General features: G+C 59.0%; 22 protein-coding genes. 5 read left to right on the top strand and 17 right to left on the bottom strand.

Annotation, left to right across the window (positions count from 1 at the left end):
* Positions 1-20: 20 nt before the first annotated feature.
* From Q1A20_RS17720 to Q1A20_RS17700, 5 genes are all read right to left on the bottom strand, one after another.
* A complete protein-coding gene (locus Q1A20_RS17720) occupies positions 21-962 on the bottom strand; it encodes an SMP-30/gluconolactonase/LRE family protein (RefSeq protein WP_299405953.1) in 942 nt (313 codons plus the stop codon).
* Position 963: 1 nt separating this feature from the next.
* The gene (locus Q1A20_RS17715) at positions 964-1,905 is read right to left on the bottom strand and encodes an ABC transporter permease (RefSeq protein ID WP_299405955.1); all 942 of its coding nucleotides are present in this window, start codon (positions 1,903-1,905) and stop codon (positions 964-966) included.
* Between the two features lie 8 nt (positions 1,906-1,913).
* Positions 1,914-2,879 (bottom strand): ABC transporter permease, encoded by a 966-nt coding sequence (locus Q1A20_RS17710; RefSeq protein ID WP_299405958.1) that lies wholly within the window; start codon positions 2,877-2,879, stop codon positions 1,914-1,916.
* Entirely contained in the window at positions 2,872-4,401 is a 1,530-nt protein-coding gene (locus Q1A20_RS17705) for a sugar ABC transporter ATP-binding protein (protein ID WP_299917906.1), read from the bottom strand. The genes Q1A20_RS17710 and Q1A20_RS17705 overlap by 8 nt, the downstream gene beginning before the upstream one ends.
* Before the next feature lie 74 nt (positions 4,402-4,475).
* Entirely contained in the window at positions 4,476-5,555 is a 1,080-nt protein-coding gene (locus tag Q1A20_RS17700; RefSeq protein WP_299405963.1) for a sugar ABC transporter substrate-binding protein, read from the bottom strand.
* Between the two features lie 138 nt (positions 5,556-5,693).
* On the opposite strand from Q1A20_RS17700, the gene Q1A20_RS17695 reads away from it, so the two are divergent.
* Positions 5,694-6,707, top strand: coding sequence for a LacI family DNA-binding transcriptional regulator (locus Q1A20_RS17695; RefSeq protein WP_299405965.1), 1,014 nt, complete (start codon positions 5,694-5,696; stop codon positions 6,705-6,707).
* A 781-nt stretch (positions 6,708-7,488) separates the two neighbouring features.
* Here the strand turns inward: Q1A20_RS17695 and Q1A20_RS17690 are convergent.
* From Q1A20_RS17690 to Q1A20_RS17645, 10 genes are all read right to left on the bottom strand, one after another.
* Complete coding sequence (locus tag Q1A20_RS17690; protein WP_299405968.1) at positions 7,489-7,932, bottom strand: hypothetical protein; 444 nt, start codon at positions 7,930-7,932, stop codon at positions 7,489-7,491.
* Entirely contained in the window at positions 7,929-9,911 is a 1,983-nt protein-coding gene (gene rpoD, locus Q1A20_RS17685) for an RNA polymerase sigma factor RpoD (RefSeq protein WP_298972483.1), read from the bottom strand. The genes Q1A20_RS17690 and rpoD overlap by 4 nt, the downstream gene beginning before the upstream one ends.
* Positions 9,912-10,034: 123 nt before the next feature.
* The gene (gene dnaG, locus Q1A20_RS17680) at positions 10,035-11,993 is read right to left on the bottom strand and encodes a DNA primase (protein WP_299405971.1); all 1,959 of its coding nucleotides are present in this window, start codon (positions 11,991-11,993) and stop codon (positions 10,035-10,037) included.
* A gap of 111 nt (positions 11,994-12,104) precedes the next feature.
* A complete protein-coding gene (locus tag Q1A20_RS17675) occupies positions 12,105-12,428 on the bottom strand; it encodes a hypothetical protein (protein WP_298972478.1) in 324 nt (107 codons plus the stop codon).
* Between the two features lie 34 nt (positions 12,429-12,462).
* Positions 12,463-13,008, bottom strand: coding sequence for a sarcosine oxidase subunit gamma (locus Q1A20_RS17670; protein WP_299917904.1), 546 nt, complete (start codon positions 13,006-13,008; stop codon positions 12,463-12,465).
* Complete coding sequence (locus Q1A20_RS17665) at positions 13,001-15,937, bottom strand: sarcosine oxidase subunit alpha family protein (protein ID WP_299917901.1); 2,937 nt, start codon at positions 15,935-15,937, stop codon at positions 13,001-13,003. The genes Q1A20_RS17670 and Q1A20_RS17665 overlap by 8 nt, the downstream gene beginning before the upstream one ends.
* Positions 15,934-16,206, bottom strand: coding sequence for a sarcosine oxidase subunit delta (locus Q1A20_RS17660; protein WP_299405978.1), 273 nt, complete (start codon positions 16,204-16,206; stop codon positions 15,934-15,936). Before Q1A20_RS17660 ends, Q1A20_RS17665 begins: the two co-directional genes overlap by 4 nt.
* A gap of 65 nt (positions 16,207-16,271) precedes the next feature.
* Positions 16,272-17,525 (bottom strand): sarcosine oxidase subunit beta family protein, encoded by a 1,254-nt coding sequence (locus Q1A20_RS17655; RefSeq protein ID WP_299405981.1) that lies wholly within the window; start codon positions 17,523-17,525, stop codon positions 16,272-16,274.
* Between the two features lie 97 nt (positions 17,526-17,622).
* Positions 17,623-18,204 carry a DUF6151 family protein gene (locus Q1A20_RS17650; RefSeq protein WP_299917898.1) on the bottom strand — a complete coding sequence of 194 codons (582 nt, stop codon included), beginning with the start codon at positions 18,202-18,204 and terminating at the stop codon, positions 17,623-17,625.
* Positions 18,205-18,295: 91 nt separating this feature from the next.
* Entirely contained in the window at positions 18,296-19,681 is a 1,386-nt protein-coding gene (locus tag Q1A20_RS17645; protein ID WP_299406630.1) for a Glu/Leu/Phe/Val dehydrogenase, read from the bottom strand.
* Between the two features lie 376 nt (positions 19,682-20,057).
* Here Q1A20_RS17645 and Q1A20_RS17640 point away from each other — a divergent pair, with 376 nt between their 5' ends.
* Genes Q1A20_RS17640 through Q1A20_RS17630 form a run of 3 tightly spaced genes read left to right on the top strand, consistent with a single transcriptional unit; the run spans position 20,058 to position 22,890 of the window.
* Positions 20,058-21,794, top strand: a complete 1,737-nt coding sequence (locus Q1A20_RS17640) for a pilus assembly protein TadG-related protein (RefSeq protein WP_298972462.1) — start codon at positions 20,058-20,060, stop codon at positions 21,792-21,794.
* A complete protein-coding gene (locus tag Q1A20_RS17635; protein ID WP_298972460.1) occupies positions 21,791-22,327 on the top strand; it encodes a TadE/TadG family type IV pilus assembly protein in 537 nt (178 codons plus the stop codon). Before Q1A20_RS17640 ends, Q1A20_RS17635 begins: the two co-directional genes overlap by 4 nt.
* Entirely contained in the window at positions 22,324-22,890 is a 567-nt protein-coding gene (locus tag Q1A20_RS17630) for a hypothetical protein (RefSeq protein WP_299405987.1), read from the top strand. The genes Q1A20_RS17635 and Q1A20_RS17630 overlap by 4 nt, the downstream gene beginning before the upstream one ends.
* 13 nt (positions 22,891-22,903) lie before the next feature.
* On the opposite strand, the gene Q1A20_RS17625 is transcribed toward Q1A20_RS17630, so the two are convergent.
* Both Q1A20_RS17625 and Q1A20_RS17620 read right to left on the bottom strand, forming a co-directional pair.
* Positions 22,904-23,392 (bottom strand): hypothetical protein, encoded by a 489-nt coding sequence (locus Q1A20_RS17625; RefSeq protein ID WP_298972454.1) that lies wholly within the window; start codon positions 23,390-23,392, stop codon positions 22,904-22,906.
* Positions 23,393-23,476: 84 nt separating this feature from the next.
* Positions 23,477-24,607, bottom strand: coding sequence for a DUF2235 domain-containing protein (locus tag Q1A20_RS17620; RefSeq protein ID WP_299405990.1), 1,131 nt, complete (start codon positions 24,605-24,607; stop codon positions 23,477-23,479).
* Positions 24,608-24,721: 114 nt separating this feature from the next.
* Between Q1A20_RS17620 and Q1A20_RS17615 the strand changes: the two genes are divergently transcribed.
* On the top strand, positions 24,722-25,438 hold the full coding sequence (locus Q1A20_RS17615; RefSeq protein WP_299405993.1) for a hypothetical protein: 717 nt from the start codon (positions 24,722-24,724) through the stop codon (positions 25,436-25,438).
* Position 25,439: the final 1 nt, after the last annotated feature.

Genomic DNA, 25,439 nt, shown 5'->3' with positions numbered 1-25,439 from the left:
AAAAAATACCTCTCCTGATTTCAGGTTTGCGTCTTGCGCCTATGTGCTGCATCGCATCGGTTGGAACGGACCCGCCAGACCGAATCTGAAGAGGTGATGAACATCTCCGTTCCGGTGTCCCCACCAAAGCAGATATTGGAGGTCTGTGACGGAAGGCGTATCTTGCCCAGACAAGCGCCCGCCTGATCGAGGCAATGGATACCGTCCAGGGCGCTGGTCCAGATGAACCCCTCATGATCGACGCGAAACCCATCTGGCACCCCCGGCGTAATTTCAGCAAAGACCTGCCCGCCTGACAGCGTTGTGCCGTCCACCTCAAACACGCGAATATGGTGCGGCAGGCTGTGGTCTATCCCCGGAAAGCTGGCGCCGCGAATGGCCCCTGAATCGGCGATGTAGAGCTTTGTTTCATCCGGTGAAAACGCCAGCCCGTTTGGTTTGTCAAAATCGGTGACAACGGCCGTGAGGGCGCCATCAGGTGCTGCGCAAAAGACGTAGCACCCATCAAGCTCGCTTTCGGCGGGGTAGCCTTCGACATCGGAGTTGATGCCATAGGGAGGGTCCGTGAACCACACAGATCCATCCGATTTGACGATGACATCATTGGGTGAATTCAGGCGCTTGCCCTGATAGCGATCTGAAATCACTTCGACCGCTTGCGGGTCTTCGGGATCAAGCCGCCGAATGACACGCCGTCCGCCATGTTCGCATGAAACCATGCGCCCTTGCGCGTCGCGCGTATTTCCATTTGCGAATTCACTGTTTTGCAGCGCGATACTTGTGCCTTGACCGTCTTGCCACTTCATCATGCGCTTGGCGGGAATATCGTTGAAGTAGAGCGTGTCGTCGATCCAGACGGGCCCTTCTGTCCATGTATAGCCGTGGGCGATCAGTTCGGGCGGGTGGCTGGTGTCGACCATATCCGCAAATGAACGGTCAAAGGTTTCAAAGTACGCCCCCATATCAAGCCCCCTTTTTGCGCAGTGTCTGAAGCAAAAGCATCACAATGATGATCATGCCAAAAGTTATATTGCGCCAGGCATCCGAGATTTGCATCACCGACAGGATCGACGTCAGCAAGGTAATGAACAAGACACCGCCGATCGTGCCCACAAGGCTGCCGCGTCCGCCCAGAATTGACGTGCCACCGATCACAACGGCCGCAATCGTCGGCAACAGGAACGGATCGCCCATCGACTGATAGGCCTGGTTTGCGTAGCCCGCCAACAAGACACCACCCAGCGCCGAGCAGACCCCGGCAATCGCAAAGGCCGCAAAGATAACCGATGGCGTTGAAACGCCCGACAAGAATGTCGCCTTTTCATTGTAGCCAATAGCCGACAGGTAGCGACCAAAACCTGAGCGGGTGAGCACGAGCGCCATCATCGCCGCAACGAGCATCCAGACGAGAAAGGCCGCCGGTATCCCGGCCAACTGCCCCGTTGCAAGCCATATCATTGTGTCACTTGCTTCGCCCTTGGGGTTGAACCCCCCGGTGTTCAGGACCGCGACGCCCAGCAGCATCGAATTGACCGCCAGCGTCCAGACCATTGACGGAATGCGCAGGATCGCGACACCAACACCGTTCACAATGCCGATCAGGCCCCCGAAGAGGAGCGCGGCCGGGATTGCCAGCGCGGTCAAAACCGCGTCGCCTGTTCCCGCAAGGGAGGTCGAGAGGATTGCAGCGCCGCCCAGGATCCAGGGAACGGACAAATCAATATGGCCCAACAGGATGACAAGGGTCGCCCCCAGCGCAAGCAATCCAAGAAACGCCGAGATCTGTAGCTGCTGCGTCAAATACTCAAATCCGAGGATCTGAGGGTAAAAAACACTGCCCCCCAGGATGAGCAGGATGGTCCCGATGTAGGGCACCAGGCTATCCATACTGGGCATACGTTGCATCAGACCCCTCATCGTCCGAACACCTCCAGCTTGTTCTTCACGCGCAGGACATCCGCCCCGCCGATCGCGATTGCTGCGGCCAGGATCAGTCCTTCGACGAAGGGTTGTGCCAGTGGCGGAAGCCCTGAGAAAAACATCAGCGCCCCGATTGTCTTGAGGATGAACGCCCCGGCGATTGCCCCGGTCAACGTGCCGACACCGCCCCGCAGCGCCACCCCGCCCAAGACAACAGCCGCGATCGAATTCAACGTGAAATTTGGCCCGATCCCGGCGTCGCCTGTCGTTGTGACCAGACTGAAGTAAAGCCCGGCAAGCCCCGCAAACAAACCGCCCAAAGCAAAGGAGGCCAGTCGAATTTTGGCAACCGGCATACCCGACTGAAAGGCCGCCTGTTCAGACGAGCCAACCGCGTAGAGGCCCAATCCCAAGCCTGTCCGGCGCAGGGGAACCCAAATCAGCCCAATGACCGCCACCGTGATGATCAGCGCCGTCGGTACGTCCAGGACATCCAGGGTCAGCGCATCAGCAAGGTCATAGTCGATCTGCCCCCCGGGTGTGGGCCGCAACAGTAATGCAAGGCCAACAAATACGGAGGCCGTCGCGAGGGTCACAACGATGGGCTGGATACGGCCATAGACGACCAACAGACCGTTCAACACTCCGCATCCGACCCCGGCGGCCAGGACGGCGATGATGCCAAACGTCATTTCGACGCCGGTCCCTATGACCAGATAGGAGGCGATGCAGTTGGTCAGCGCCATGATTGCCCCAACCGACAGATCAATACCACGCACGATGACGGCAAAGAACTGTGCAATGGCGGCCAACGCCAGGATGAGACACTGGTTCGCCCAGATGGTCATGACATAGGTGGTCGGGCCTGCGGGGTGCGTTGCAAGGTAAGATACCAGCAACGCCACCAGAACCGAAAAGGCGATTGTTTCGCGCTGGTTCGCGCGCAGAAGATCACGCATGAGCAGTCCCCTCGGCGGCGGTTGGCGTCTCATGCATGTTCAGCGAAGCGGCGATGATGTTTTCTGCCGTGATATCGGCTCCGGAAAGCCGGCGCACAACGCGTCCGTTGTAGAAAATATGCGCGTCGTCACACAGGTGGATCAGTTCTTCGTAGTCTGTGGACAGCAGCAGGATGGCAACGCCGCTGTCCGCCAACCGTCTGAGCAGGGCGTAGATTTGGGTTTTGGTTTTGACGTCAATTCCACGGGTCGGGTCGGCGAGCAACATGCAGCGCGGGCCCAAGGACAGCCACTTGGTGAGCGCCACCTTTTGCTGGTTTCCCCCTGAGAGTTCGGAGACCGTCTGATCCAGACTGTCGCACTTGAGTTCCAGCGCGTCGAGGAAGGGTTGGTAGATGGCGGGATCACCCGCATCAAGGCCCTCAACGCCCAAGGCGGCGAGTTCCATATTGTGCGCAATGCTTTGCTCCAGCACCAGACCTTCGGTTTTGCGGTCTTCCGGGACCAGAGCGATGCCAAGATTCGGGGACTTGGCGGTCTTTGGGTGGTTTACCGTGATTTTGCGGCCATCCATCATGCAATCCCCTCGGGTGCCCTTGAGCAGCCCAAACAGACCTTGCAAAACCGCGCCCTGGCCCTGCCCATCCAAGCCGCCAAGACCCGTGATGCAGCCCTTTCGCAACACAATGGAAACGTCATCCAACGTGTCGCCCCAACTGAAACCACTCAGACTGATAACCTCTTCAGCGTCCGCAACCGGGTCGGGCTTTGCCGGGAACAGGTCATCAATGCGCTGGCCTACCATCTTGCTGATGATCGCGCCGTAATCATAGGCCCCGTTGTCAAAGGTCTCGACATGGGACCCGTTGCGGAAAATCGAGATGCGATCCGCAAGCGCTTCGATTTCGTGAAACCTGTGCGAAATGAACAAGACGCCGACGCCCGCGTCGCGTCTGGCCCGTATCAGCCGGAATACTTTTTCCACCACGGATGCGTTCAGGGCGGAGGTTGCTTCGTCCAGGATCAAAAGCCTTGGATTGCGCGAAAGCGCCTTTGCAATTTCGACCTGCTGGCGCTCGGCCAATGTCAGGTCAGCAACACGCGCCTTCATCCGGATGGCCTCGCCATCGATTTGCGACAGGATGCTCTTTGCGCGCTCAACCACTGCGGTATCCAGCCGCCCCAGGCCGCGTCCCGGCGCGCCCAGCATCAGGTTTTCGCGAACCGTCAAATCCGGGACCAAAGAGAGTTCCTGGAACATGCAGATCAGGCCCCGCGCCATCGCAGCAGCCGGTGAGGATAGATCGGTCCTGATCCCATCAACATCGATATGTCCGGAGGTGGGCTGGATGACCCCGGATACCAGTTTCATCAGTGTTGATTTGCCAGCGCCGTTTTCGCCCAGAATGGCGTGAATCTCGCCCGCGAAACAGGCAAAGTCCACGTCGGACAACGCCCTGGTTGCCCCATAGATTTTGGAGACGCCAGACAGGCGCACAATAGCGGTCTCTGATCGCGGCATTTGAAACATCCGACTGTAAAACGGGATCGTGGACCCGGCGACATTGGATGCCGCCGGGAAAAGGTGCCAGGCCCTTAGGTGTCGTCAGCGCTTTGGCCGATCAGCTCTTCAGGGGTAAAGGGCGCGATGCAGTCCGGAAAACCGGTGCCTGTGTTGAACGACTTAGGCAGATCGGGGAAGTAATTTACGCCAGCCTCCAGATCACTTGCCAGAACCTGCGGGATTGGCAGGAACACGGTTTGCGGCAGTTGGTTCCCCTGCAATAGGGCGACGGCAGCTTCGAGCGCGATAGCGGACATGGCCGGGGCCTGTGACGCAGAGATGCCGGGGATATCCAATTCATCCATCAAGATCCGCACACCGTTTTCACCGTCAACGCCCATCGGGACAATCGGGTGCCCCGCCGCTTGCATCGCGTTGATTGTGCCAGCGGCGCCGTGCTGCGATACGACCGCGTCAAATTCGCCGTGTGTGGCAAGCGCGTCAGCAACAACCTTTTGACTTGTGCCAGTGTCCCAGTTGCCGACCACTTCCACAATCTCGAGACCCTCAATTTTTTCGAGAACGCTCATCATGCCCAGACGACGGTCGCGATCGGTGGCATTGCCCGGCAAGCCGTTGACCATCAGAATTTTGCTGGCATTTCCGCCCAGTTCATCCATGACCGTTTGTGCCTTCAGGCGGCCAAGCTCTAGCTGGCTTTCATTGATCTGGACCACCTTGTCAGTATCCAGAACGTTGTCGAAAGGCACCAGCACCGTACCTGCACGATCTGCGCGGCGGATCACCGGTTCAAAGGCACTTGGGTTGACCGCAATAAAGGTAATGGCGTCATAACCCGCTGCAATAAAGTTATCGATTGCCGCGATTTGCGCAGCACTATCGTTGCCGACGGAAACGACCGTAAACTCTTCGATATTTGCGGCATTTTCCGGCCGCGCGGCCCAGGCTTTTGATGCTTGAATGGCCGCGATACGCCAGTCGTTGCCAGCAAAACCGTTCACGAAAGCAATTTTGTAAGGCCCGTCCTTAGCCTCGCCTTGAATCGTGCTTGTCCCAGGCGCCGGGACAAAGCACTCCGGCCGGTAAGTGTCCGCATGGCCTGATGTCGCTAAGACAGCCGCCAAAGCGGTACCCAAAAGAAACTTATTCATTTGATATCCTCCCAATTCGTCGAAATACTTATATGTTTACGTAAACATACTGGCCATCATTAACATGTTTACGTAAACATGTGTCAAGCCCTTCTCTCATCCCGGTCAGACGTTGCCGCGCAACAGGCAGGAAACTAAATGAAAATTAGGAATGCCCGCCCAACCATGGATGACGTTGCCGAAAAGGCCGGCGTGAGCCAGATGACTGTCTCCAGGGTGATGAATGGCAAGGGCTACATCTCTGAAGAAGTCCGAGACCGCGTCAGGGCAGCGGCGGCAGAAATTGGCTACGTGCAGAATCGTCTGGCACGCGGGCTCAGATCCGAAAAGACGCCACTTGTCGCGGTTGTTCTGCCAACGCTTGGGAACTCGGTTTTCAACGATGTGCTTAGCGGTATCACGGATGCCTTGACCCAAGCGGGTTGCAGACCAGTCTTCGGCGTCACTGAGTATTCCGAAGAGAAAGAAGATGAACTCGTCCGTGACCTGCTGTCCTGGCGCCCCTCCGGGATCGTGCTGACCGGTTTGGAGCACTCTGATGTCACGCGGGCTGCGATTGCAGCAGCAGGTGTCCGGGTCGCCGAGATCATGGATATCGATGGCACACCGATTTCAATGGCCTTCGGCATGTCTCAGATTGCTGCGGGTCATGCCACTGCAAAGCACATGTTGGCGCAGGGGTACCGCAGATTTGCTTACGCAGGCAGCCATAGCGGGCGCGATCTAAGGGCTGGCAAGCGGCTCGAAGGTTTCCGGCGAACGCTCCGCGAAGCAGGGGCAACCTTGCTGTCAGAGAATATCAGTCCAAACCCATCCTCGATGATGAAGGGGCGTCGAATGACGGCAGAAATCCTTTCGCGCCCCGATAAACCAGATGCGATCTACTATTCCAACGATGATTTAGCGACCGGCGGCATCATGCATTGCCTGTCAAACGGCCTCCGGATGCCCGAAGATATTGCGCTCGCGGGCTTTAATGGGCTGCCATTTCTTGAAGCCTTGCCCGTGGGTCTGACGACTGTCGAAACCCCGCGCTATGAGATGGGAAAACAAGCGGGGCAATTCTTGTCGAGGCCAGATCCTGATCTCGCAGACGACACCGGAAAAGTGATCGACTTGGGGTTCAATCTCATCGCGGGACAGACCTGTTAGCAATTGATGGCGCTTGCAGGCGAGGCTAGCGGAAAGGGCCCGGCTGTCGATTACGTCAATCCTATCGCTACACATTTATCGGATGACATCCGATCACGCCAAAAGTCCCGAAATAAGGGCTAAACCGCAACTATTCCCAAGGGTCTCAAGCTACTAAACTAACTCGAGACCGAACACGATGGGTGCACCCCGTTTCGGCGTGCGCCGAAAGTTATGATCGCATCATAAATACGATCAGCATCAACTTTCCTGGTCCCTCTATATTATTTTGCGCGAGCATTGGAGGATATGAGCAAATTGGCATTCCCTGCCAGTAGGAAATTCCGATTGTTCGATTTGATAAAATTCAGCAGACGCGTAGCAATCAAATGGGTCTCATGAAGAACCATGTGGGTTGGGCTACACCCGTGAACTGGCCTGCTCGCTAAGATGGTAATTCTGAAGGAAGAGGCGCTTGCAGGAAGTGTAAAGGTGATTTCCGACCCCGACTGCAAAGGAATTTCGCTACTGTATCGACGCCAATTCCGCGAACCGGTCGATGGTTTATCCAACCGTTTGTTCCCAACCCTGCGGTGGCAAAGACGGATCTGAAAGCGGCTATTTGCGGTGTGACCGCTCCCGCCCTAGCAAGCGAAAAGGCTTCTGTTTCTTTGCATCGTGGAGTTTCTTAATCTCAGTATCAAAAATCTCTAACTATTTGATTTCTAATAAAACACAGTATCGCTATTGAAGAGGTCGTGCGCGTGAACAGGACGGACCACGTGGCGACAAGCGCCTGACATCACGCATCAAGGACTTCGCGGATCAAAGTCGTAGCAGCTCCCCAACCTTCGAACGAGGCCGACAGGAGCCAAAACCCAATAACAGTCAGAAGAATGGCGAAGGCGGCTCCAAAGAACTGCCAAAATGATGTGCCCGCGCTCGTTTTTTCACGAGCACGGCGCACATCATGCAGTAGGAAAAACCCCAGAGCCATCAAAAGCGCCCCGACACCCATGCCTAGGACAACCCCCGACAGCCGGAAAAAGAAATCCGCCTCGATACGTCCATCACCGATATCGAATGCGGCTGCGAAATACTGAAGCGAAAACCCGTAGGCTACAAATGGAGACAATATCAGCGCGGCCAATCCCCCGGAAACGGTAGGGAGGTTGGCTTGGTTGGCTTCCGGAAGTCTGGAACGGCGGCGCGAGATTCTGAGGTTCAACTGCTTGCGCCGCTTCATTGATCCAGGAAGGAGCGCAACTTACGTGACCGGCTGGGATGCTTGAGCTTGCGCAACGCTTTGGCCTCGATCTGGCGGATCCGCTCGCGGGTCACGCTGAACTGCTGACCCACCTCTTCGAGCGTATGGTCGGTGTTCATCCCGATGCCGAAGCGCATGCGCAGCACACGTTCCTCGCGCGGCGTCAGGGACGCTAGCACACGCGTCGTGGTTTCCTTGAGGTTCTCCTGAATGGCACTGTCCAGCGGCAGCACCGCATTCTTGTCCTCGATGAAATCACCCAACTGGCTGTCTTCCTCGTCGCCAATCGGCGTCTCCAGCGAGATCGGCTCCTTGGCAATCTTCATCACCTTGCGGACCTTCTCCAGCGGCATCTGCAGCTTCTCGGCCAGCTCTTCCGGCGTCGGCTCGCGACCGATCTCGTGCAGCATCTGGCGACCGGTGCGGACCAGTTTGTTGATCGTCTCGATCATATGCACCGGGATCCGGATCGTGCGCGCCTGATCGGCGATGGACCGGGTGATCGCCTGACGAATCCACCAGGTGGCGTAGGTGGAGAATTTATATCCGCGACGGTATTCAAATTTATCGACCGCCTTCATCAGGCCGATGTTACCTTCCTGAATGAGATCAAGGAATTGCAACCCGCGGTTGGTGTACTTTTTGGCAATCGAAATCACCAGACGCAGGTTCGCTTCGACCATTTCCTTCTTGGCCTGACGCGCCTCTTTTTCGCCCTTCTGAACCTGCTGCACGATGCGGCGGAATTCGGAGATGTCGAGACCAACATACTGCCCAACCTGCGCCATGTCGGCCCGCAGTTCCTCCACCTTGTCGGTCGAGCGTTCAATGAACATCTGCCAGCCGCGACCGGGCTTTTCAGCCATCCGTTCCATCCAGTTCGGATCCAGCTCATACCCGCGATATTCATCGACGAATTCGCGCCGGTTGATGCGCGCCTGATCCGCCAGTTTCACCATCGCACTGTCGATCTGCATGATGCGGCGATTGATGCCGTAAAGCTGGTCGATCAACGCTTCGATACGGTTGTTGTGCAGATGCAGTTCATTCACCAACAGAACGATCTCGGCACGCAGTTTCTGATAAAGCGCTTCATCGCCATCGGTGAAGCTGCCGTCTTCATTAAGCGTCGCCGAAATCCGGCTGTCCTGCATTTCGCTGAGCTTCACATAGTCATCTGCGATGATGTCGAGCGCCTCAAGCACCTGCGGCTTCAGCGCCGCTTCCATGGCCGCAAGCGACATATTGGCCTGATCGTCCTCGTCGTCATCATCGTCCTGGACAATCGGATTGCCATCGGCATCCAATTCCGGGCTCGCCTCTTCTTTCTTTTCTGATGTCCCATCGGCGGCGACAACGGGCTCGTCCACGGCACCGTCTTCATCCATCTGGTTGCCGAAGGTGGCCTCCAGATCGATAACATCACGCAGCAAAATCTCTTCGGACAGAAGTTCGTCGCGCCAGATCGTGATCGCCTGGAATGTCAGCGGGCTTTCGCACAGGCCCGCGATCATGGTGTTGCGCCCGGCCTCGATACGCTTGGCGATCGCAATCTCGCCCTCGCGGCTCAGCAGTTCGACCGATCCCATCTCGCGCAGGTACATCCGCACGGGGTCGTCGGTCCGGTCCAGCTTCTCGGAGGTGCCGGAGCCCAGCGTAACCTCACGTGTGCCTTCCGTGGTGGTCAGCTCGGTGGAGCCCTTGGCTTCCTCTTCCTCGGCGTCTTCATCCTCAATGATGTTGATGCCCATCTCAGACAGCATCGACATCACGTCTTCGATTTGCTCGGAACTGACCTGATCGGGCGGCAAGACCGTGTTCAACTGATCGTAGGTGATGTAGCCCTTTTCGCGCGCCTCACCGATCATCTTCTTGACGGCGGCCTGGCTCATATCAAGCGAATGGCCTGCATCCTGATCGTCGGGTTTGGCGTCGGTGTTGGTGTCTTTGGCGGCCATGCACTGCTCCTCAAAGGTCTCATCGATTCGCTTGCCCGAATCACTAGGGAATCATCTAGCGTTTTTGGGTGATTCGGCCACCCGTTTACCGTCTTTTTCTGGAGGTTTCCCGTTCAAATATGGTTAACCCTCCGGTTTCTGATGCTTAATGGCATCAAGTAAGGCGTCCAATGCGCTCCGTTCCTGCCGACTGATTCGGGCACCATTCTCGCCCAGGTCGTATTCTGACGTGTCTTCCTGCCCGCTTCTGCGTGCCATATCCGCTGCCTTTGCGGCCTCCGACAGGCGCCACGTCACCCCTTCGTCGGCAACCCCACTGAGGTCCTCTGCAGCTTCGGCAATCTCGGCGTTCAATCCGCGCGTGCTGTGCAGTTTGGCCAGTTCTTCGGCCACGGTCATGCGCGCCATATCGGCATCCCCCGGCGCACGAATACAGGGCACGATGGCCACATGGCGCTGGCTCAGCAGATTTTCAAGAGCCTCCGCCCCCAACACCTCAGAAATTCTGCCCTGCAATGCCTCGGCGTCCAAATCCATGTGCCTCAGCAACGTTGCGCGCAAATCAGCATGGACAGGATCGGCGCAACGCATCTGCTCAATCCCGGATTCAAAGGGTTCAATCACTTCCGGACAGGTTACAAGCGCTGCCAGAATGACAGCTTCGCGCAGATGCTCGGTGCTTTGCGTGTCTCCGGACGCCGCCAGCAAAGACGCCTTGGTGGAGGCCAAGGCCGGTGCAGGTGCCTTATGCCACCCCCGTTGCCCACTGCTGCGCGGGCCACCTGCGGGCTTGCGTTGCGGACGGAACAGCTGCCACCGCAAATCCTTGATTTCCTGACCATAATGGCTTCGGATCGAGGGGTCCTTGATCGTCATGATCTTGTCGCGCAGCGCCTTGTCCAAGGCCGCTTTGCGCTCCGGACTGTCGAAAACACGCCCCTCGGTCTCGCGCTGCCAGAGCAGCCGCACCATGGGCAGCGCCTCGTCGAGCAGCTTTTGCAACGCCGACGCGCCCTGCTCGCGCAACAGATCATCGGGATCCTTGCCCGCAGGCATAATCGCAAACCGCAGCGACTGCCCGGCTTCCAGCAGCGGCAGCGCCAGATCGATCAGACGCATCGCCGCGCGCAGGCCCGCCGTATCCCCATCCAGAGCAATGATCGGCTCCGGCGCTATCCGCCAGAGCATCTGCAGCTGGTTTTCGGTAATCGCCGTGCCCAGAGGCGCCACCGAGGCCTCGAACCCGGCAGAGGCCAGCGCAATCACATCCATGTAGCCTTCGGCGACAATCAGCGGCTGCCCCTTCCCGGCGGCCGTTCGCGCGGGCCCCTGATTGTAGAGGCTGCGCCCTTTGTCGAAGAGTTCCGTCTCGGGCGAATTGAGGTATTTGGCATTGTCGTTCGGGTCCATCGCCCGCCCGCCGAAGGCAATCGCCCGCCCCCGCGCATCCCGGATCGGGTAGATGATCCGCCCGCGAAACGTGTCATAAGGCTTGCCGCCTTTGGTCGAGGGCTTGGCCAGACCGGCATCCAGGATCAGCTGGTCTTCAACACTCTTGGCCTTCAGATGATCCCACAGCCCCTGCCACTGATCCGGCGCGAACCCGATTTCCCAGCGCTCCAATGCGCCTGCGTCCAGGCCCCTGCGCTCAAGATACGCGCGCGCCTCGGCCGCAGCACTCGTGTTCAGTTGCAGGCGAAAGAATTTGACCGCCTGCTCCATCACCTCCGCCAACTGGCTGCGTTTGTCGGCCTTTTGCTGGGCTTGCGGGTCACGTGCTGGCATCGGCATACCCGCTTCGCGCGCCAGAATTTCCACCGCTTCCATGAAGCCCACGTTTTCGGTTTCGCGGACAAAGGAGATGGCATCGCCCTTGGCGTGACAGCCAAAGCAATAATAGAATCCCTTGCGGTCATCGACATGGAAACTGGCGGATTTTTCCTGGTGAAAGGGGCATGGCGCCCACATGTCACCCTTGGCCTGGTTGGATTTGCGCTGATCCCACATGACCTTGCGCCCGACCACCTGGGTCAGGCTCATCCGTGTGCGCAATTCATCCAAAAATCCGGGCGGCAGGCTCATGAACTATATATCGGCGCGCACCGGGGTAGAGTCCAGAGCGTGAGGGTCAGTTCACCCGTTTGATCCGCGCCCCATCACGCCCCTCGCCATGTCAAAAGCGCCACAGGCGGCTCAGTTGCCCTGCGCCGCGCTGAGATCTGCCCCCATGCATTGCTCAAAGGTCGCACCGCGCCAATCGGTGTTGCGAATATCCTTGCGTTTCAGCCCGTACAAATGCGGCGCAAGCACCGGGATCATCACGTTGTAATTCTCAGGCCAGGTGGCAGTTTCCGCCAGTGCTTCGGGCAATTTACGCTCACTCACGCGATCCAGACGCGCTTGGGCAATGGCCGCCACGATATCCGCCTGATGCCCACATAGGACTTCCTTGTCCTCTTGGGCCAGCGCCGGAAAAGCAGTCCAGGCAAGCGCAAGAACCAGAGAATAACGCAACATATGAAGTCTCCGCATGGGTTGTTTCGCGGGCAGTTTAACTGCGTGCGGCGACGCCTTCCATAGCCTGTTTCAAATCGTGCACCAAAGTGCCGACCATGGACCGGAATACCAGGATCAGGAAGCAGTCCGCGCCAATCCGCGTGATTGAGCCGTTCATATGCATGATCAATGACCGCACGGTATGGCCGCGCTTGAAGTGCACCGCGCGCAGGTCCACCGGGACCAGTCGCGCCAGCGCGTCCTCTGCGCCGTCACCAGTCAAGGTCACACAGGCCCAGGCATCGGATTGATCGGTCAGTGCTGAGGGGGTCGCCAAGGCCGCATCCGGAGCGGGGCCCGCCAGCAATGCCATCCCACGTCCGAACCAAATCGCACGCGCGCCCTCCTTGCCCGTCGCCCGATTGGGCGCAGGAAACGCCATGCCATGCGCTGATTTCAGCGCCGCTGAGGCCGCCTCTTCCTGTCCGATATAGGGTGCGACCGACGTCAGATGACCCAGATCGACCTCCGCCAGGGTCAGCGCACCAACAGTGACGGGCAGCACCCCTGCGCCGGGGCTTTTTGCAACAAGATCAACCACGGGTTCTGCCTCCCTCCGGGTCAAAGAACACTGGCGAGCAGATTTCCACGTCAGTCTCCAAATCGCGCATCTGGTCAACGATGCGCAGAGTCTCCCCCATCCGCTCCGACCCGCGTTTCACAAAGCCCAGCCCGATGAAATGGCCCAGCGTCGGCGAGAACCCTACGGAGGTCACATAGCCCTGATCGTTAACCCGCGTGGCCTCATCCCTTTGGTTGAACACATGCGCGCCCGCGGTCAGTTCCTGTTTGGCGTTGACGGGTTTGAACCCGACAAGCCGTTCGCGCTCCGGATCGATCATGCCTTCGCGGGCGGCCATCGTCTTGCCGATGCAATCCTTCTTGGCACTGATCATCCGCCCGAACCCAATATCGAAAGCCGTTGTGCGGCCGTGGATTTCAGCATGGGTGATATGGCCTTTTTCGATGCGCAGCACGTTAAGGGCTTCCATGCCATAGGCCCCACCGCCCATGCTCTCTGCCCGTGCCACCAGCAGCTTGAACAGGCTCTCGCCGTAGCGCGCAGGCACCGCAACCTCATAAGCGTGCTCGCCTGAGAAGGAGATGCGGAAAAGCCTGCCCGCCACCCCCGCAACCGTAACCGCACCGCAGGCCATGAAGGGCCAGTTGTCATTCTCGACCGGCGTCTTCAGCAACTCGTTCAACAGCGCGCGCGATTTCGGCCCCGCGACAGCAAATTGCGCCCATTGCTCCGTGACCGAAGTGAACCGCACATCGAGGTCAGGCATCAACGCCTGATGCACAAATTCCAGATGGCGCATGACGTTGCCCGCTGCCGCCGTGGTGGTTGTCATCACGAAGTGATGCTCCCCCAGGCGCGCGGTGGTGCCGTCATCCATCACATGCCCGTCTTCGCGCAGCATCAGGCCGTAGCGCACGCGCCCGACCTTCAGCGTGGAAAACATGTTGGTGTAGACAAAATCCAGCAATGCGGCAGCACCCGGCCCCTGAATGTCAATCTTGCCCAATGTGGAGACATCACAAACCCCCACAGCCTCGCGCACATAGCCCACTTCGCGGTCGCAGGACTGCCGCCAGGTCGTTTCGCTTTTGCGTGGGAAATAGCTGGGGCGATACCACAGGCCCGCCTCGATCATCGGCGCGCCCATCTCGATGCTGATGGCATGAGATGTGGTCAAGCGTTGCGGCGCAAATCCGGCCCCCTGCGCGCCCGCGCCCATCGCCGCAATGGACACCGGGGTATAGGGGGGCCGAAAGGTCGTCGTGCCGGTTTCTGGAATGCCACGCCCGGTGGCATCGGCCAGGATCGCCAACGCGGCAACGTTGGAATTCTTGCCCTGATCCGTGGCCATACCCTGCGTGGTATAGCGTTTCATATGCTCAACCGAGCGGAAGTTTTCAGTGGCCGCCTGTTTGACATCCTTCACGGTCACATCGTTCTGGAAATCAAGCCACGCCCGGCCTTTGCCCGGCACGGCCCACAACGGCGACAGCACATAGGGGGTGTCATCCGCTTTCGGCAGGCTGACGCGCGGGGCTTTCTGGCCCAGCTCCTTCAGCGCCGCCTTTGCGGCCTCGGCGCCCGCGGCCAAACAGGCCACTGTGCTAAAATCGCCGTTGCAGGCCCCTGCCGACACAAGGCCCGGGACGGACCCTGGGGTCGGTACAAAGCTTGCAATATCCTCGCGCCATGTCGGGCGGCCATTCATATGGCAGGTCAGATGCACGGTCGGGTTCCACCCCCCTGACATCGCCAGACAATCCACATCGATCTGGCGCTCGGAGCCTGCGGTTTTGACCCTCACCGAGGTCAGCCCAAGCCGCCCTGTGCTGCCCGTCACCATCGCTCCGGCAAGGACCGGGAAAGACGCATCCGAAACCTGCACATCAGGGCGGCTGTCGATCAGGGCCGCAACCTCCACCCCCGCCGCCGCCAGATCCGTGGCCGTTCGATGCGCATCATCATTGTTGCCAAAAACCGCGACACGCTGCCCGGGGCTCACGCCCCAGCGGTTGAGGTAGGCGCGCACAGCCCCCGCCGTCATGATGCCCGGGCGGTCGTTATTTTCAAAGGCGATGGTGCGTTCCAAGGCGCCCGCCGCAAGGATCGCGCGTTTGGTGGCAATGCGCCAGAAGGTTTCCAGCGGGGCACCATCGGGGAGCAGGCGCCGGTGTGTGTTGACCCGCTCCAGCGCGGCATAGGTACCCTGATCATAGGCACCGGTGACCGTCGTCCGGGTCATCAGGCGCACGTTGTCCATACCCTGCAGTTCGGCCACGACGGCCTCCGCCCAGGCATGGCCCTGCATCCCATCGATCTCATAGGTCTCGGCATTCAGCCGTCCGCCCATCCGACTGTCTTCATCCACCAGGACGACGTCGGCACCGGCGCGCCCTGCCACCAACGCAGCCATCAGGCCCGCAGGCCCCGCCCCGATCACCAGAAGATCGCAGAACGCATAAGCACGTTCGTATTTGTCGGGGTTGTTCTGCCCACTCAATCCGCCCAGTCCAGCGGCACGGCGAATGATCGGCTCATAGACCCTTTCCCAAAATCCGCGCGGCCACATGAAAGTCTTGTAGTAAAATCCTGCCCCCAGAAAGGGCCAGGCGAGATCATTTATCCCCATCAAATCCGTCTTCAGCGAGGGCCAGGCATTTTGCGACCGCGCCTCAAGCCCGTCGTAAACCTCCTGCATCGTCGCGCGCACATTGGGCTCCTGCGCGGCACCGCGCCCCACGGTCAAAAGCGCATTTGGTTCCTCGCTGCCTGCCGTCAACACGCCACGCGGCCGGTGGTATTTGAACGAACGCCCCATCAGGCGTTGCCCCTTGGCCAAAAGCGCCGAGGCAACCGTGTCGCCCGCATAGGCGGTGTGCCCGACGTCATCGAATTGAAAACGCACCGGTTTCGACCTGTCAATCAGGCCCTTGCCCTCAATCCTCATGACCGCGCCCTCGCCTCATCCTCGGCCAGGACGGTCGCCAGAACCTCATGTGTCACCGTGTTGCGCGTGACCACAACCCAGGCACCGCACCCACCATCATGCTGCCAAAGATCGCGGGTCTCGCCCGCCGGATTGTCCCGCAGATGCAGGTGATCCGCCCAAGGATCATCGCCCGCATCAGGCGCCGGACGGCGCAGCGCCACAGCATCCCCCTGATAATAAAACTCGCGCCGGTCCCGTTCGCCGCAGATCGGACAGGTCAGCCTCATTGCGACACCCCTTGTTTCTTCTGGCCCAAAATATCCCCGCCGGAGGCTTCCATCACTTGCCTCCCTCAGTGCAGGTTGTGTTGAGAGCCAGTGCCCTCTTCATCGATGAGCCCGCGCCCGGTCCTGAACCGGTCCAGGCGGAAGCCTGTCGCCGTTTCATGGCTCTCTCCCGTCGCCATCAGATGCGCCAAGGCATAGCCAGACCCCGGCACGGCCTTGAAGCCGCCGTAGCACCAGCCGCAATCCAGAAACAGCCCTTCGGTCTCCGTCTTGTCGATGATCGGGGAGCCATCAGGGGTCATATCCATGATCCCACCCCAACTGCGCAGGACCTTGGCCTTGCCGATCATCGGCATCAGCGTCATCCCCGCCTCCATCACATGCTCGGCCATGGGCAGATTGCCGCGTTGGGCATAAGACGCATGGAAATCCAGATCACCGCCAAAGACCAAACCGCCCTTGTCGGATTGGCTGATGTAGAAATGACCCATGCCGAAACTGACCACATGGTCGATGCAGGGCTTCAACCCTTCGGTCACGAATGCCTGCAGGATATGGCTCTCGATCGGCAACCGCATGCCCGCCATGGCCGCCACCTGCCCGGACCGGCCGGCGGTGACAATCGCAACCTTCTTTGCCCGGATCGCGCCGCGGCTGGTCTGCACCCCGCGCACCACACCGTTTTCGATGTCGATGCCGGTGACTTCACAGTTTTGCACCAAATCCACGCCGCGCGCGTCCGCGCCCCGCGCATAGCCCCAGGCCACCGCATCATGCCGCGCCGTGCCCCCCCGCGGGTGCAGCAAACCGCCATAGATCGGGAACCGCACATTGTCGAAATCCAGATAGGGCAGATACTTCCGCACACCGTCGCGGTCCAGCAATACAGCATCATCGCCCTGAGCCGCCATCGCATTGCCGCGCCGCACAAACGCATCACGCTGTCCATCGGAGTGGAACAGATTGATCAGGCCGCGCTGGGAGTGCATGACGTTGTAATTCAACTCGTCCTCGAGCCCTTCCCAAAGCTTCAGCGAGTGGCTGTAGAATTCGGAATTGCCCGGCAGAAAGTAATTGGCGCGCACAATCGTTGTATTGCGTCCGATATTGCCGCTGCCGATGTAGCCCTTCTCCAGCACTGCAATGTTGGTCATGCCATGGTTCTTGGCAAGGTAGTAGGCCGTCGACAACCCATGCCCGCCCCCGCCGATGATCACCGCGTCATAACCCGCTTTGGGTGCGGGGTCGCGCCAGTGGGGCGCCCAGCCCTTGTTGCCTGTAAGGCCTTCCCTCAGAACACGCAGGCCCGAAAATCTCACGTGGTGTACTCCATGCTTTTCAGCAAATCCTAACAGCAGTCATTCGGGGTGTCCGCGACCGAAACCGACCAAAGATGTCGCGGAAAGACTGGCATGCTCACTCTCGATACGCGGCGCTACGCGCTTCGGCGCTGATCACCTGGGGCGTCGCAACCGGTGCACCTCCGGCGTCAAAGAAAGGGGTCTGCCGTGCCGTGCCATTGAGGTAGGCGGCAAGCGAACGTTTCAGAAGCCCGCCCAGCATGCGGCCCAGCCCCTTGTCCTTGCGCGGCCCCCCCGGCAAGGCTGCTTTTGTAAAGCCATAGGTCACAACAGGTCCAAAAACCTCCACCTGAGCAAAAATCGGCCGCCACATGCCCGCAAAAGGCAGGCGCGGGGACCCGGTGGTATTGGCCAAAGGGGTTTTACAACAGGCAGCATACCAGCGATGCAACCCTTTGGCAGAGAGCCGCAGACAGGCGATCTGCTCTGCGCCTTGGGTGATCTCAAGGCGGGCGGGCAGCACCTGAACGATCGGGCTGCCGCCGCCGGGTTCCAGCGCGTCCAATTGACCCATGTGACGTGCAAAGGCCCTGCAATCCTTGCAAAAACACATCAAGTGGCAGGCGGATGAGGGGGAGGCATCGTGCAACACCCCTTTCAGGGTGCCGCAAGAGCAAGAAAACGCAACATCGGTCATAAACGAGCCCTGAAAAATTGATGCTGCGCGGCCACTTCAGGCAGCCGCCAGCCTGCTTTTCAGGGTCGAGGGTACGCGTGGTTGATCCGGCTCACAACCCTTTGGCGCGGTAGCTTGCCGCAACTTTTTCGATGGCGACCAGATAGGCAGCAGTGCGCAAATCCTGGACATCATCGCGCGCGTGCCAGACCTCCGCCATCGACTGATAGGCAATGCGCATGGTGTCATCGAGACCGGAACGCACCAGTTCCAATTCGCCCGCCCCGCGCAGGTATTGTTCCTTGAAGCCTGGGCTCAATGTCCATCCCAGCTCCTTGTCCTTGCTCAACCGTTCCAGCTCATTAATGATCAACTGGTGGCGCGATTCCTCCTGGCGTCGGCCCATGCGGCCAAACCGGATATGGCTGAGGTTCTTGACCCATTCAAAATAGCTCACCGTCACACCGCCCGCGTTGGCATACATGTCCGGGATCATCACCACGCCCTTTTCACGCAGGACCTGATCCGCCCCCGCCGTCACCGGCCCATTGGCCGCTTCGATGATCAAAGGCGCCTTGATCCGGTCAGCATTCTGCAGATTGATCACACCTTCCAGCGCCGCCGGGATCAGGATATCGCACTCCTCTTCCAGAACTTTCGCGCCATCCTTGACGTGGTGCATGTCGGAATAGCCCGCAATCCCGCCATGTTTGGCGATCCATTCGCGCACCCGGTCCACATCCAGCCCTTCGGGATTAAAGAGCGCACCGTCCCGCTCGATGATACCTGTGACCGTACACCCATCCTCTTCGGTGAGGAATTTGGCCGCGTGGTACCCCACATTGCCAAGGCCCTGCACGATCACCCGCTTGCCATCCAGATCACCGCTCATGCCGGCCTTCTTGACGCCGGTGTCATCGCGGAAGAACGCGCGCAGCGCGTATTGCACACCACGTCCTGTGGCTTCGACACGCCCAGCGATGCCGCCCGCATTCGGCGGCTTGCCGGTCACACAGGCGTTGCCGTTGATATCTGTTGTTTGCATGCGCTTGTATTGATCCGCGATCCAGGCCATTTCGCGCTCGCCTGTACCCATATCCGGAGCTGGCACGTTTTGGCTGGGATTAATCAGGTCGCGCTTGATGAGCTCATAGGCAAAGCGCCGCGTGATCTGTTCCAACTCATGTTCATCATATTCGCGCGGATCAACGCACAGCCCACCCTTGGATCCGCCAAAGGGCGCTTCGACCAACGCGCATTTATAGGTCATCAGAGCCGCAAGCGCTTCGACCTCGTCCTGATTGACCCCCAGCGAAAACCGGATGCCACCTTTTACCGGCTCCATATGCTCGGAGTGGACAGACCGGTACCCTGTGAAGGTCTGGATCTTGCCACGCAGCCGGACACCGAACCGCACTGTATAGGTCGCATTACACACCCGGATTTTCTCTTCCAAGCCCGGCGAAAGGTCCATCAGGCTGACCGCCCGGTTGAACATTTGGTCGACGCTTTCTCTGAAGCTTGGCTCGCTGCTGTGCTGGTTCAATGTCTTTCTCCTGCTGGCAGAACAGTGTTCTGGTTTTGACAACAATCTCACCCTATGGTGGTGAGTCGTTCATTGCCAGTTTTTTGAGCAGTTCATGAAGATGCGGTGAACGGCGCAAATTTAGCGCTGTCGCCGAGACAGAAACAGTCGGCCCTCAATGTGGCGACCGTTTCCTGAAACACCCGGAAATGTCTGATCTATAAATAAAAGTTTACCGATTTGCGGGGCTTCAGCGTCTTTCCGCCCGCTTTTCGCCACAAAACCCAGGGATAAGCATCAGTCAGTTTCCGTGCCGCAGGGCACCACATCGCAATGAGTTGGTATCAACATGACACGTTTTTCGCCGGAGAACCCCGAAGTGAGATCGATGATCCGCAGGAGGCTCATCCGTTTTTCACGAGAAGAAGACGGGGTGCTGACAATTTTCACGATCTTCATGATGTTTATGCTGCTGATGGTCTGCGGCATCGCGGTGGATCTGATGCGCAATGAAATGGAGCGGGTGAAGGTCCAGAATACGTTGGATCGCGCCATTCTCGCCGCTGCGGACCTGCAACAGACGCAGCTGCCCGACGATGTGGTCAAAGACTATTTCAAGAAAGCCGGGATCGAAGAATACCTGGGCGACATCACGGTAACCCCGGGCGACAACCTGCCAACAAACTATTTCCGGACAGTGGAAGCCTTCGCCCGTGCCCGGACGGCATCCCCCTATATGGCGATGACCGGTGTGGACGACCTGCCGCTCTATGTTGCGGGTAAAGCCGAGGAGGTGGTGAGCAACCTTGAGATTTCCCTGGTGCTCGACGTATCGGGCTCGATGAACAGCAACAGCCGCCTGGTGAACCTGAAGGTTGCCGCGAAGGACTTCGTGGATCAGATCGTCAACAACAGCCAGGAAGGCCGTATGGCAATTTCGATCATCCCCTACGCGACCCAGGTGTCCGTGCCCGACAACATTGCGGAGGCATTGGACCTGGAAGGTGTCAATGAGCACTCCAACTGCATCAACTTCGAAGCGGGTGACTTTGAAACCCCCGGCATGCGTGTCCCATCTGACGAAGCGGGTGCGCCAGCGGTTGTGCCCTACGAACGCACCATGCACTTCGACCCCTGGACATATAACAGCGCGCTGAGCTCCGGAGACGGACGTTATTCCGACCCGCATGAGCTTGTGCGCAGACCGGTGTGCGAGGCGGACAGCAAACGCGAAGTCCTGGCGCTGCAGAAAGATCGCGACATTCTGAAGAACTACATCCAGGCGCTGACCGCACGCGGGAACACCTCCATCGACATTGGCATGAAGTGGGGCACTGCTCTGCTGGATCCCAGCCTACAACCTGTCGTCGACGATCTCATCGCGGATGGCTCGGTCTCAGCACAGTTTGACCCGCGCCCCGCTGCCTACAATTCCGACGAATACCTCAAAGTCATCGTTCTGATGACGGATGGCGCAAACACCAGCCAGTATTACATCGAAAATGGCTACCGCGTCGGCCAAACCGACATCTGGTGGAATTCCGAAGAAGAAACCTATTCCGTCTATGACGACGACGAGGAAGAGTTCTTCTACTCCAGACATTTTGACACCAATGGTGATGGCAACGTCTGGCAGAATGACCGCTGGGGCAACGCGCCTTATGGCTGCTACAACCCATCGGACTCCAAAGATCCTGAGGACTGGGATTGCAGCCCCGGCGTCGAAGATGGCGGTGCATATAACATCAGCTTCCCAAGCCTTTGGGCGCATACGCCGATCAAGGAAAACTACTACACCAACTACAGCCCTTGGATGTCTGGTGCGGCAACACCCTGGTACTACAATGTCTTTGACAGCGTTGGCTCGGGCACCAAAAACAGCCGCACCAATGACATCTGTGCTCAGGCGAAACAAAACGGCATCGTTGTCTTCACCATCGGCTTTGAGGCGCCGGAGAGCGGGCAGACCGTGTTGCGCAACTGCGCCAGCTCCGCCAGCCACTTCTTTGACGTGGACGGCCTGGAAATCGCGGATGCCTTCACAGCCATCGCCCATGAGATTACCCAGCTGAGGCTCACACAATGATACGTCAAACCAAAAAGCGGCTGGGGCGGTTCCGCAGGGAAGAGGATGGGCAGATCGCCATTGAATTTGTCATCCTTGTCCCGCTGATCTTCACGATCTTTCTCAGCTCCATCGAATTGGGCATCTACTCGATGCGGCAGATGTGGATGGAGCGCGGGTTGGAGATCGCGGTGCGCACGGTCAGGCTGAGCACCGGCAATGCCCCGCAGCACGATGAGTTGAAAACCATGGTCTGCGAACAGGCGCCTTTCCTGCCGGATTGTGAAAACCGCCTGAAGCTCGAAATGACGCCGATCACACCAACCGCCTTTGCCGGGCTACCGCCTGCTGCGGACTGCGTGGATACCAATGAAGAGGTCAACCCGCCACGGACCTTTGTGCAGGGTGGCAACCACGATCTGATGTTGATCCGGGCGTGCCTGGTTTTCGATCCGGTCATTCCGACCTCCGGTCTGGGGTTCGAGTGGGATCAGAAAGAGGGTCTGCCGCGCATGGTTGCAATGTCTGCCTTCGTACAGGAGCCAAACGAATGATTTACGCACTCAACACCGTTCGCGACTGGGCCCGGGAGTTTGCACGCAACGAAGAGGGCAATGTCACGATGGAATTCGTGATCATCTGCCCGTTCATGTTCTGGACGCATATGGCCATGTACACCTATTTCGATGCGTTCAAGGAGCAGACGATCAATCAGAAAGCGGCCTTTACCGTTGCCGATCTGATCTCGCGTCAGAGCGCTGTGAACGACGCTTTCATCGACGGGTCACATGAGGTTTTCAACACGCTGGTGCGCTCCAACACCGCCACCGCCATCCGGGTCACAAGCGTCACCTATGATGCGGACGACGATGAGTATTCGGTGCTGTGGTCACAGGAGCGTGGCGCCGACGGGGTGCTGACATCAGAAGTCGTGCAGGACTGGCATGCCTATCTGCCCAAAATGTACGATACGGCAACTGTGGTGGTGGTGGAAACATGGTCTGGTTTCAGCCCGGTCTTCCAAATCGGCATGGAGGCTCGGACGCTGCATAACTTCACCTTCACGCGCCCGCGCTACGCACCTCAGGTGGAGTGGGAACCCAACATCGGCACCTGATCGCGCCTGCGGCTCAGGCGCCGTCGCGCTCCGCCAGCATCACCGCGATGATCTCGGACATGTATTTGGTCTGACGCCCCGGGGTCATACCACCGACCCCGACACGGCGCCCGAAACGCCACCAAAGCCCCGGACGCCATTTGCGCGGTTCGGGGTTTTTCATGTGCAGCAGGAACCCGTTGGACGGCTTGAAGGCAAATGCACCGCGATCAATCCCGGTGATGTCTTCCACCTTCGCGATGACCACACCGCCGCTGTCGCGCAGCTCTGTCTTGGTCAGTTCCAGCACATGGGCGGTCGAGCGACGCATTGCATCTGCCATCATCAACGAGACAACGCCGAGGGCGATCAGGAAAACCTGCCAGCCGAAGGACGGTGGCGAGATAAAGGCCACATAAATCACCAACGCCCCCAGAAACCCCAACATGCCGATGCCAAGGAAGCGGCGCCCGTTGGACGCGGCAACTGTCGCTAGGACATCGGGATCGGCGGAGTTCTGCATCTGGCGGCGGCCCTTTTAAGATAACCCCCGCGTCCTACCCTGCCCTGCCCCCGCCTCACAAGCGCAAAAGGACGCGCGATGAGATCAACTGTCGCGCAGCAGGCCGGGCATCAAACGGCGCAGGCTCGCAGGCCGGTAGGACGGCACACTCGCCAGACGCATGCGCGCGGTATTGTCCAGATCCAATGCCCGGTCAGGCCCCGCGCGCCATTGCAGCAACCGCGGGAGCAGCCGGTAGATCACGCCTGTATCCGCGATCTCCGTCGTTGCGGCACTTGGATTGGTCTTGATCTGTGGCAGAGCCAACCCTGATTTCAGCTGCAGACCGCAGGCCGCCGCCCCCTCCCAGATCCAGGCGAGGCTGATCTCGCTCAAGGCGCGGGTTTCAGCTGAGCCGCCCACGATCCCATGATCTCCGACAAACCATGTTTGCTGATAGGGGCGATCGTGGCTTTCGTCTCCATGGTTCAGCCCCGGATTTCCGTCCTGGCCTGTCAGGTTGTCCCACAGGCTGGGCTCGAAAAGCACCCGGCGTTCATCCAATGCAACCGCATGACGCGCGGATTCAACAAGATGCGACAGCGTGGTGTCGTGGAAGGTGTAACGCGCATTCCAACGCGCGGCGAGCCGACCAAAGACACTTTCGGGAATGCCAAGCGCACCAACCGTATCCCAGACCCCCAAATATGCGATGCGGACCAGACAGCTATCGTCGCCCCGCGCCAGCACATCCGTCTGACTGGTGGCGAATTTCGGCGACAGCAGGCGGCGTTGAGCGCGAATATGCGGGGCGTCAGGACCATTTTGCGGACCGCGCCAGCGATAAAGGCTGAAAGCGCGGCGCAGATTGGCCGGGGTCGGGTCCGCCAGGATACCGCATTTGCGGATCATGCCCACCAGCGAACGCGCGGTATAGGCGCCGCGCGAAAATCCGAAGATCATGATCTTGTCGCCGGGTTGGTAGGTTTTGCACAGTTCGAGATAGGCCGCCTTGATATTGCGGTTCAGCCCCCAGCCAAAAAGGCCGCCGCCGACCTTGCTGATCCATCGGCCCACATCGCTGACCATCCCGGTGCCCGTTCCGACGCCTTCAAAATAAAGCACTTTTTGCCTGTTGCTGCGCGCGCAGGCGGTAGACAGCCGCAAAACATGTGTTGCTGCGCCTTTTCGTGCCGAATTCCATGTGCCGTCGCAGAAAATCGCGATATGAGCCATTTGCCAGTCCCCTTTTGCGTCCTAGACATGACACGAAGGGTGATGGCAGCCGCTTAATGCTGCGTGCGCTGTGGTAACGGGTCGGGTGAACGGCCCCGCAAGGAAGAGACGGATATGACACCAAAACCTGTGGCCCTCGCGGCATTGCTGCTGGCCTTGTCCTTTGCTGCATCGCCCATTTTGGTCGCCGATTTCGACGGTTTTGCGGCGGATCAGTTTCCCGTGCCGCAAGTTGACCCGCCCGTGCAGCCCGCAGGCTATGCCTTTGCCATCTGGGGAATCATCTACCTTTGGCTGATTGCTGGCATGGGATACGGCCTGCTGCGGCGCGCGGACGATCCTGAGTGGCACGCCATGCGCAACCCCTTATGCATTTCACTGGCCATCGGTACGTTCTGGCTCGCGGTTGCAGTGCAAAGCCCGGTCTGGGCGTCCGTTTTGATTTGGGCAATGCTATTGAGCGCACTCATTGCCCTCTACCGCGCGCCGACAGGAGATAAATGGTGGGCGGCCCTGCCCGTGGGCCTCTACGCCGGATGGCTCAGTGCGGCAAGTTCGGTTTCTCTGGGCCTGATCACAGCCGGGTATGGCTGGCTGGACGCTGGGACCGCCGCGCTGGTGTTCGTCTTTTTCGCGCTCGTGCTTGCTTCTGCCATCCAATCCACCCTCAGACGTGCACCCACCTATGGGCTGGCTGCGATCTGGGCTCTGGTGGCCATCGTCGTCCACAATATGTCCGGCGATGCGACGGTTGCAGCCCTGGCAGGTGGCGGTGCCGGAGCGCTTCTGGTGCCAACCTGGCGCGCGGCACGCGCCGAATTCAGCAGCTAAA

Origin of the sequence: uncultured Roseobacter sp. (assembly GCF_947501835.1) — a bacterium.
Taxonomy (GTDB): Bacteria; Pseudomonadota; Alphaproteobacteria; order Rhodobacterales; family Rhodobacteraceae; genus Roseobacter.
Note: the sequence above shows the minus strand (reverse complement) of the source record. Positions and strands in the feature narration are given on the sequence as shown.

Bases quoted from the DNA above. Each gene is read 5' to 3' on its own strand.
- Q1A20_RS17715 (WP_299405955.1), bottom strand. From the start codon at position 1,905: ATGCAACGTATGCCCAGTATGGATAGCCTGGTGCCCTACATCGGGACC.
- Q1A20_RS17635 (WP_298972460.1), top strand. From the start codon at position 21,791: ATGATACGTCAAACCAAAAAGCGGCTGGGGCGGTTCCGCAGGGAAGAG.
- rpoD (WP_298972483.1), bottom strand. From the start codon at position 9,911: ATGGCCGCCAAAGACACCAACACCGACGCCAAACCCGACGATCAGGAT.
- Q1A20_RS17675 (WP_298972478.1), bottom strand. From the start codon at position 12,428: ATGTTGCGTTATTCTCTGGTTCTTGCGCTTGCCTGGACTGCTTTTCCG.
- Q1A20_RS17705 (WP_299917906.1), bottom strand. From the start codon at position 4,401: ATGCCGCGATCAGAGACCGCTATTGTGCGCCTGTCTGGCGTCTCCAAA.
- Q1A20_RS17690 (WP_299405968.1), bottom strand. From the start codon at position 7,932: ATGAAGCGGCGCAAGCAGTTGAACCTCAGAATCTCGCGCCGCCGTTCC.
- Q1A20_RS17650 (WP_299917898.1), bottom strand. From the start codon at position 18,204: ATGACCGATGTTGCGTTTTCTTGCTCTTGCGGCACCCTGAAAGGGGTG.
- Q1A20_RS17615 (WP_299405993.1), top strand. From the start codon at position 24,722: ATGACACCAAAACCTGTGGCCCTCGCGGCATTGCTGCTGGCCTTGTCC.
- Q1A20_RS17710 (WP_299405958.1), bottom strand. From the start codon at position 2,879: ATGCGTGATCTTCTGCGCGCGAACCAGCGCGAAACAATCGCCTTTTCG.
- Q1A20_RS17700 (WP_299405963.1), bottom strand. From the start codon at position 5,555: ATGAATAAGTTTCTTTTGGGTACCGCTTTGGCGGCTGTCTTAGCGACA.
- Q1A20_RS17645 (WP_299406630.1), bottom strand. From the start codon at position 19,681: ATGTTCAACCGGGCGGTCAGCCTGATGGACCTTTCGCCGGGCTTGGAA.
- Q1A20_RS17665 (WP_299917901.1), bottom strand. From the start codon at position 15,937: ATGAGGATTGAGGGCAAGGGCCTGATTGACAGGTCGAAACCGGTGCGT.
- Q1A20_RS17695 (WP_299405965.1), top strand. From the start codon at position 5,694: ATGAAAATTAGGAATGCCCGCCCAACCATGGATGACGTTGCCGAAAAG.
- Q1A20_RS17660 (WP_299405978.1), bottom strand. From the start codon at position 16,206: ATGAGGCTGACCTGTCCGATCTGCGGCGAACGGGACCGGCGCGAGTTT.
- Q1A20_RS17630 (WP_299405987.1), top strand. From the start codon at position 22,324: ATGATTTACGCACTCAACACCGTTCGCGACTGGGCCCGGGAGTTTGCA.
- dnaG (WP_299405971.1), bottom strand. From the start codon at position 11,993: ATGAGCCTGCCGCCCGGATTTTTGGATGAATTGCGCACACGGATGAGC.
- Q1A20_RS17625 (WP_298972454.1), bottom strand. From the start codon at position 23,392: ATGCAGAACTCCGCCGATCCCGATGTCCTAGCGACAGTTGCCGCGTCC.
- Q1A20_RS17720 (WP_299405953.1), bottom strand. From the start codon at position 962: ATGGGGGCGTACTTTGAAACCTTTGACCGTTCATTTGCGGATATGGTC.
- Q1A20_RS17640 (WP_298972462.1), top strand. From the start codon at position 20,058: ATGACACGTTTTTCGCCGGAGAACCCCGAAGTGAGATCGATGATCCGC.
- Q1A20_RS17620 (WP_299405990.1), bottom strand. From the start codon at position 24,607: ATGGCTCATATCGCGATTTTCTGCGACGGCACATGGAATTCGGCACGA.